Genomic DNA, 7927 nt, shown 5'->3' on the forward strand with positions numbered 1-7927 from the left:
TGGCTGTCGCTAAAGCCCTTGATTGTTTCGTATCTCATCTTGTCATTATATCAAAACTTTCGCAAGAGGTCTATTGACTTTGATAATATCGTGATCCCATTTTTCTAATAGGTCAATCTCAGGATGAATTGATAAACTGTACTCATACGCTTCTGTGTTAATCTCAAAACTTGTCGTTTCAATCTTTTTATACTTTGTAATACCCGCTTCTTTAAGTCTATCTTGCACAACTTTGGCAATATGTTTTTTGATTAAGGCATTGGTCGGTGGTATCTCGTCTCTGTCGCTTCTTGTCTGTTCCAAGCTTTTGATTTTGTCTGCCCAGACTTGTAAGGCATTATCTGCAAAGTCTTCCCATATGTCGCTATTACTTTCGCTGATAATGTCACCATCGGGTAAAAATACCACTTCTATTTCAGCATGCAATACCACAAGGTTTAACTCTGTGGCGAAATGTACGATAAGACCGCTGAATTCTTCCATCAATTCTTCTGGTAGGCGGTTAAATGTGAGTAGTGATACTGCAAAGGAGTTGATTTTGCTTTTGTAGTTTGCTAAGTAATTTATTGTGTCATCGTCATAGTATGGTTTGGCTTGACGAGCATATTTTTGTAGTTCTTTGGCAAAAAATTCATAGGCAAGATTCTCGTGTGTTGTTTCAATGCTTCCTATGCTTTCGGTCATTTCCAGTGCATGTTCATAACTTGTTGGTACGCCGTAAGCCTCGTCCCATATCCAGATGCCTTTAAAACTCATAAACTTTTCCTTTGTATCCTATAAATGTATCGTAGGCTATCATAAGTGGAATGCTTGATAAAATCCAATCAAATAATAGCCAACGACTTAAAAATTGAAAAATCAATCTGCTTGATTTTGTTTTAACAATTGTTTGAGATCATATAACGCTTGCAACGCTTGCCGTGGGGTTAGATCATCAATATTCATATCTTGCAATTGCAAAATCACAGGCGATGGCTGTGGTGGTACGTCATCGACCAGTGATACAGGCTCAGCATTAATTGCTTCTTCATCAAATAAATTTGCATTAAATAAATCAGGTTGTTGCTGTGTAGTGGTCGGTTGGTGTTGTTCCAATTGATTGAGCTTTTTCTGTGCTGATTTAATCACACTATTTGGAATACCTGCCAATTTTGCCACTTGTAAACCATGACTTTGACTGGCTGCACCGTGTTGCACTTTATGCAATAATACCAATTGCCCGTTAATCTCTTTGGCAACCACATGATAATTATCCACGCCACTTTCATGCTCAAGCTCGGTCAGCTCAAAATAATGCGTCGCAAACATGGTCAAGCATTTAATGCGTTTTGCCAAATCCAATACGCACGCCCACGCCAAGGATAAGCCATCATAAGTACTGGTGCCACGTCCAACCTCATCCATCAATACCAATGAATCTGCAGTCGCATGATGCAAAATTTGTGCGGTTTCGGTCATTTCCACCATAAAAGTGGATTTGCCCGAAGACAAATCATCAGCCGAACCAATACGGGTAAAAATACGGTCAATCGGGCTTAATACCGCACGTTCCGCAGGCACAAAACTACCACAATGGGCTAATAACACAATCAAAGCCGTCTGCCGCATAAAGGTCGATTTACCACCCATATTCGGACCTGTAATAATCGCTAGGCGATGTTGATGATTGAGCAGTGTATCATTTGGGGTATAAGGCTGACGGCTTAAGCTTTCCACTACTGGATGTCTGCCTTGTTGGATATGAATGCCTTGTTCTTGTTGGAATGTCGGGCGTTTCCAATGACGTAAACGGGCTTGGCTCGCCCAGTTACAATACACATCCAATTGTGCAATGGCTTGGCTCATCTTTTGCAAAGCGTGAATTTCTTGTCCTAGCTCTTTTAATAAACTGTCAAATAAGGCTTTTTCACGTTGCAAAGCACGGCTTTCGCTAGACAAGACTTTATCTTCAAAATTTTTTAGCTCAGGGGTAATATATCGCTCGGCATTTTTCAGTGTTTGACGGCGGATAAAATGGCTTGGGGCGTTTTCCGCTTGTGCTTTTGATAGCTCGATATAATAGCCACTGACACGATTATAGCCAATTTTTAGCGTCGCAATGCCTGTGCGTTCCCGTTCTTGCACTTCCAAATCCAGTAAAAATTGCCCTGCATCATCACGAATACGACGTAATTCATCCAATTCGGCATCAAAACCTTCGGCAATCACCCCACCTTCACGCAATAATACCGGTGGTAATTCTACAATAGCATCAATTAAACGTTGATAAATATGATTAAATTGCCCTAAATGTTCAGCTAATAGGGCGATATCATTTTGATTATCGGCTTTTTCGCTTTGCTGTGCTTGTTGTAATAGCGGTTGCAAAGCGTGCTGTAAAAATGGCAATTGCCCACACGCTTGGCGTAATTGCACCAAATCACGCGGGCGAGCCGTACCCAAAGCCACACGAGAAAGCACCCGTTCAATATCACCAATTTCTTTTAACACCAAACGCAACGGCTCTTCATGAAAGCCATCGTATAGACTTTGCACACTATTTAGACGTAAAGCCAAAGCTTGATGATTGCGAATAGGTTGAGTAAGTTGGCGTGCCAATAGGCGAGAACCCATTGCGGTTTTACAGCCATCGAGCAATTGAAATAATGATGTACCATGTTCAAATAATGGCTCAATAATTTCCAAATTACGTCGAGTGGTTGGGTCTAGGGCAATAAATTGGTCGCTTTGTTCTAAGGTAATGCTGGTGAGATGGGCGAGAGTGGTTTTTTGTGTTTCACGGGCATAATGAATCAGGGCAGCTGCCGCCGCTTGTGCCAAAGGCAAATCATCAATAGCAAAGGCGGTCAGCGATGCCACGCCAAATTGTTGGCACAAGGTGTCATAGGCATTTTTAAGGTTAAAATCCACATTTGGGCGACTGGTAATGGCACAATTGACGTGCTGTTTTAGAAAATCAATTAAGTTTTTATCAATCAAATCTTCATCAAGCAAAATTTCATTTGGGGCAATGCGTGCCAAATCCAACGCCAATTGCTCCAAAGAAAAGGCTTGCTGTTGCACGCGAAAACGTCCTGCACTCAAGTCCAAAATCGCAATTGCCATTTGTTGTTGTTTGAGTACAATCGCCACTAAATGCACATTTTGTTCACGGCTGAGTAAGGCATCATCGGTCAGTGTTCCAGGGGTCAGCACACGCACCACTTGACGTTCAACAGGGGCTTTACCTGTGACTTCGCCGACTTGCTCGCAGATGGCAACGGTTTGCCCAGCCTTGACTAATTTTGCCAAATAACCTTCGGCAGAATGATAAGGCACACCTGCCATCGGAATCGGTTCACCATCATTTTTGCCACGTTGCGTTAGGGTAATCCCGAGAATTTGACTGGCAAGTTTGGCATCTTCAAAAAATAATTCATAAAAATCCCCCATACGATAAAATAATAAGGCGTGTTGATATTGCTGTTTGACTTGCAAATATTGACGCATCATCGGGGTATATTGTGAAAAATCTTTTGTATCAGTCATGACAAAACCTAAAAATTAAAATATATAAAAACAAAAAATTATTTTGCAAAATAGTGTTGATTTACATCTTGCAAAGGTTGCGATAAGTTTTGTGGATGCTTTGGCATCACGCCTGCATAACGCTGATAGAGTTCTGCCAAATCTTGATCAATATCGCCTGTTGGATAAAATGGGGCTAAAAACTGCACTTCTTTGCGTGCATAATCCATCGCCACAGGCAAAATTGGCACGTTTGCACCCAGTGCAATATAATAAAAACCGGTTTTCCATGCTTTGGTATATTTACGTGTGCCTTCTGCTGCCAAACCTAAAAATAGCTTATCTTCGTGTTTAAAACGGTCAATACTGGCTTGTAGTGTCGAACCTTTTTTCTCACGGTCGATGGCAATTACACCTGCCCATTTTAAAAATTGAGCCAAAACAGGCACTTGAAATAATTGTTTTTTACCCATCAATTTAATGTCAGCATCTAGGGCAAGTAGTGTAGGAATAGCATATACGCCGTCAATATTAGAAGTATGCGGTGCTGCGAGAATCACTGCCTTAGGAATATTTGGAATATCGCCTACAATTTTCCAGCCACTGCGATTTAAAAAGTTTTGGGCAAGTTTGGCAATCCACGTACCGCCACGGCGTGGCACTTTTTCGCCTAATTGTTGTGCGGTCAAAATAGGTAAATCTTTCATGACATATTATCCTAAGTTCATCATTCATTTGCTATTGCATATATGATAGATTTTTTTCACATGAATCACCATAGTAAAAAGAGGACAATTGTATATAAAAGCGGGCTTTAGCTTAAAATTTAACTCATTGAAGTGTGAGAGATATTGATGATGATTTTAAAGATAGCTTGATCTATGGATAGATAAAGTCGCAGCACTGAAAAATATATTTTTCCTTAAATTTTATAAAGTAAATCAGTCACTTTGTGGTTTTTAATCTTGAAGCATGAGTAAAGCAGTACACACAGCCATAAAAAATTAAATTAAAATGTTTAGTAACAATGAGAAATGTGTTGATTAAAAAGAATAAATGGAAAAATTTGGTTTTTCGATACAAAAATTAAATATCGTGATAAAATATGAATGAAGTAGAAAAGCAATAATTAATTATAATAAATAATATGGTGGGGGCGGAGAGACTCGAACTCTCACGGATCGCTCCGCTGGAACCTAAATCCAGTGCGTCTACCAATTTCGCCACGCCCCCTTTGGTGATGCGTATATTAGCAAGCAAATATGACTTTGCCAAGTGTTTTTTTTATAAAATGTTTCGACTGTTGTTTTTATGTGCGATGAGCTTGTCATTTTTGTTTTTTATTCAGAATACAAAAGCGATAGTTTCTGCATCAATTTTTTTCAAGAAGCAGAGCGTCTGATGGCAACAGATGGTCTGCTATCTCATAGGGTGATTTTTTACTTATTTTATGTGATTGTTTTTATTTAGTATTTAGGTATGCAATCACTATTATTTAGATAATTTATTTTTGTTTAAAAATCATTTTTTGCTGTTATACTGGACTGACCGAATCACCGAATTTAAAGGAAAAGGCGATGACACAACGTATCCAAAAAGGCAGTTTCGCGATTGACAAAACCTTATATGATTTTATTGAGCAAGAAGCTCTACCTGTTGCCAAGTTAGACAGCGAAAGCTTTTGGGCGAATTTTGAAAAGATTGTCAAAGATTTGACCCCAAAAAATCAAGCCTTATTGGCGAAACGTGATGATATCCAAGCCAAAATCGATCAATGGCATCGTGATAACAGTTTTGACCTAGAAAAATATAAAGCTTTTTTAACCGAAATTGGCTACCTTGTGCCCGAAGTAGCCGATTTTAAAATCAGTACTGAAAATGTTGATGATGAAATTGCGGTATTGGCAGGGGCTCAATTGGTTGTGCCTGTGCGTAATGCCCGTTATTGCTTGAATGCTGCCAATGCCCGTTGGGGTTCATTGTACGACGCATTGTACGGCTTTGACGTAATTCCAGAAACAGACGGTGCAGAAAAAGGTAAAGGCTATAATCCAAAACGTGGCGAAAAAGTCATTGCATTTGCCAAGAATTTCTTGGATGAAACGTTTGCATTGACCGAAGGCTCGCATGCTGATGTAGAACAATACAGCATTAAAGACAATGCTTTACAAGCTAAAATCGGTGACAAAACGGTTGGTCTAAAAAATCCAGCGCAATTGGTCGGACTCAATGGTGAAGCCAATCAACCAACTGAAATTGTACTCAAAAATAATGGCTTACATGCAATTATTGAGATTGATGCCACTAGCCCAATCGGTCAAGCGGATAAAGCAAGCGTAAAAGATGTGGTATTAGAAGCAGCGGTAACCACAATTCAGGATTTGGAAGACTCAGTGGCTGCGGTTGATGCAGAAGAGAAAGTCGAAGGCTATCGCAACTGGCTTGGTTTGATGAAAGGTGACTTGCAAGAAAAGCTAGAAAAAAACGGTAAAACCATTACGCGTAGCCTAAGCCAAGACCGTGAATATACCGCCTTGAATGGTGAAAAAGCCCATTTGCATGGTCGTTCATTGATGTTATTGCGTAACGTCGGACATTTGATGACCAATCCGGCGATTTTGGTAGATGGCAAAGAAATCTTTGAAGGCATGATGGATGCCATGATCACGCCATTATTGTCGATTGTAGATTTGCGTGGCGAAAATACTTTGCGTAACTCTCGCAAAGGTTCAATGTATATCGTGAAGCCAAAAATGCATGGTCCTGAAGAGGTAGCATTTGCGGTAGAGCTATTTGAGCGAGTTGAGCAAGCCTTAGGTCTGCCAGCGAAAAGCTTAAAAGTGGGTATTATGGATGAAGAACGCCGTACTTCTGCCAATTTGAAAAACTGTATTGCTGCTGCCAAAGAGCGTGTGATTTTTATTAATACCGGCTTTATGGATCGTACAGGTGATGAAATTCATACCTTTATGGAAGCGGGTGCATTTGTGCGTAAAGGCGAAATCAAAGCACAAAAATGGTTTGATGCCTATGAAAATCGTAACGTGATGATTGGTTTACAGACTGGTCTATTGGGTAAAGCACAAATCGGTAAAGGCATGTGGCCAAAACCAGATATGTTGCTGGATATGTACAAAACCAAAATCGAGCATCCGAAAGCTGGTGCAAGCTGTGCTTGGGTGCCATCGCCATCGGGTGCGGTGATTCATGCTATTCACTATCATCAATGCAATGTTGCTGAACGCCAACAGCAATTACTAACTAGTGAAATGCGTAGTCTAGATGATTTATTAACACCGCCATTGGCTACAGAGACCAACTGGACTGCGGAAGAAATCACCAAAGAGCTTGAAAACAACTGTCAAGGTATTTTGGGTTATGTGGTGCGTTGGGTAGATTTGGGTGTGGGCTGTTCAAAAGTACCAGATATTAATGATGTAGGCTTGATGGAAGACCGTGCGACTTTGCGTATTTCTTCACAGCACGTTGCCAATTGGTTACGTCATGGTATTGTGAGCCAAGAGCAAGTGGAAGAAGTGCTGAAACGTATGGCAAAAGTGGTCGATGGGCAAAATGCTGACGATCCATTATATACACCTATGGCACCGAATTTTGATGGTATTGCATTCCAAGCGGCGTCTGATTTGATCTTTAAAGGTGTGGCACAGCCATCAGGTTATACTGAGCCGTTATTGCACGCAGCACGTTTGAAATTAAAAGGCTATCAAGGCGATTAATCGTTTTTAATCAAATCGATAATCTAAAAAAAGCATAATATTTTCGGATATTATGCTTTTCTTACTCTGTTGAAATGATTATTCTATTTTTTTGATACAAAGATAAGGATATAAGCTTAATAAACTAGTCATAATAATACATAAATGGGCATATAAGTAATGTGGGTCATTCATTGATATCATTACACCAATCAAAGAAAATCCAACGGTTGCACCAAGGTAAGTCGCCATACGAGAGATGGCACTTGCATTAGCAATTTGTTCAATTTCTATATTGCGGTAAGCGTCTGACATAGATAAAATGGTTAAATGCCAAGAGAAAATCCTCTTATAAATGCAGCAATAGCCATTATATATTGATAGTAATTTAATGAGAATAATTTTAGCATAAAAATGCTAGAAAAAGCACTCAAAATAATACATAAATAGATGACTTTATTTTGGCTATAATTTTGAATAAGAGGAATCATCATTTTTCTTCCAATCAGTGTACCTATACCATGTATAGCTATGATTAAACTAGATAAAATAAAGCTATAATTCATTATGTTAAGGAAATATATTGGATATAACACTAGTCCTGAATAATAGACCTCTTGCGAAAGCTTTGATATAATGACAAGATGAGATACGAAACAATCAAGGGCTTTAGCGACAGCCAATTTAAACGCTTAACAGGTATA

The 7927-nt window shown here is 39.5% G+C and carries 6 protein-coding genes and 1 tRNA gene; 1 reads left to right on the top strand and 6 read right to left on the bottom strand.

The genetic code is table 11. From position 1 onward, the window contains the following. Nucleotides 1-45: 45 nt before the first annotated feature. The 4 genes from ACEYX7_RS09925 to ACEYX7_RS09940 form a co-directional block, all read right to left on the bottom strand. Nucleotides 46-756: a hypothetical protein gene (locus ACEYX7_RS09925; protein WP_374805286.1), complete on the bottom strand. Its 711-nt coding sequence runs from the start codon at nt 754-756 to the stop codon at nt 46-48. 102 nt (nt 757-858) lie between these two features. Further along, entirely contained in the window at nt 859-3528 is a 2670-nt protein-coding gene (gene mutS, locus ACEYX7_RS09930) for a DNA mismatch repair protein MutS (protein WP_374807094.1), read from the bottom strand. A gap of 38 nt (nt 3529-3566) precedes the next feature. Further along, nucleotides 3567-4214 carry a lysophospholipid acyltransferase family protein gene (locus ACEYX7_RS09935; RefSeq protein ID WP_374805284.1) on the bottom strand — a complete coding sequence of 216 codons (648 nt, stop codon included), beginning with the start codon at nt 4212-4214 and terminating at the stop codon, nt 3567-3569. Between the two features lie 441 nt (nt 4215-4655). Further along, nucleotides 4656-4740, bottom strand: a tRNA-Leu gene (locus tag ACEYX7_RS09940). Nucleotides 4741-5084: 344 nt separating this feature from the next. Here ACEYX7_RS09940 and ACEYX7_RS09945 point away from each other — a divergent pair. After that, a complete protein-coding gene (locus ACEYX7_RS09945) occupies nt 5085-7244 on the top strand; it encodes a malate synthase G (RefSeq protein ID WP_374807095.1) in 2160 nt (719 codons plus the stop codon). 78 nt (nt 7245-7322) lie between these two features. On the opposite strand, the gene ACEYX7_RS09950 is transcribed toward ACEYX7_RS09945, so the two are convergent. Further along, complete coding sequence (locus tag ACEYX7_RS09950) at nt 7323-7538, bottom strand: hypothetical protein (protein WP_374900516.1); 216 nt, start codon at nt 7536-7538, stop codon at nt 7323-7325. A gap of 11 nt (nt 7539-7549) precedes the next feature. Then, entirely contained in the window at nt 7550-7906 is a 357-nt protein-coding gene (locus ACEYX7_RS09955) for an MFS transporter (protein WP_374900517.1), read from the bottom strand. Between the last annotated feature and the right edge of the window lie 21 nt (nt 7907-7927).

The sequence above is a fragment of the Hubeiibacter jixunmingi genome (assembly GCF_041928215.1).
GTDB lineage: Bacteria > Pseudomonadota > Gammaproteobacteria > Pseudomonadales > Moraxellaceae > Acinetobacter.

What these genes read in the sequence shown, in the direction of transcription:
- ACEYX7_RS09925 (WP_374805286.1), bottom strand. Translation starts at nt 756, where the DNA reads ATGAGTTTTAAAGGCATCTGGATATGGGACGAGGCTTACGGCGTACCA.
- mutS (WP_374807094.1), bottom strand. Translation starts at nt 3,528, where the DNA reads ATGACTGATACAAAAGATTTTTCACAATATACCCCGATGATGCGTCAA.
- ACEYX7_RS09935 (WP_374805284.1), bottom strand. Translation starts at nt 4,214, where the DNA reads ATGAAAGATTTACCTATTTTGACCGCACAACAATTAGGCGAAAAAGTG.
- ACEYX7_RS09945 (WP_374807095.1), top strand. Translation starts at nt 5,085, where the DNA reads ATGACACAACGTATCCAAAAAGGCAGTTTCGCGATTGACAAAACCTTA.
- ACEYX7_RS09950 (WP_374900516.1), bottom strand. Translation starts at nt 7,538, where the DNA reads ATGTCAGACGCTTACCGCAATATAGAAATTGAACAAATTGCTAATGCA.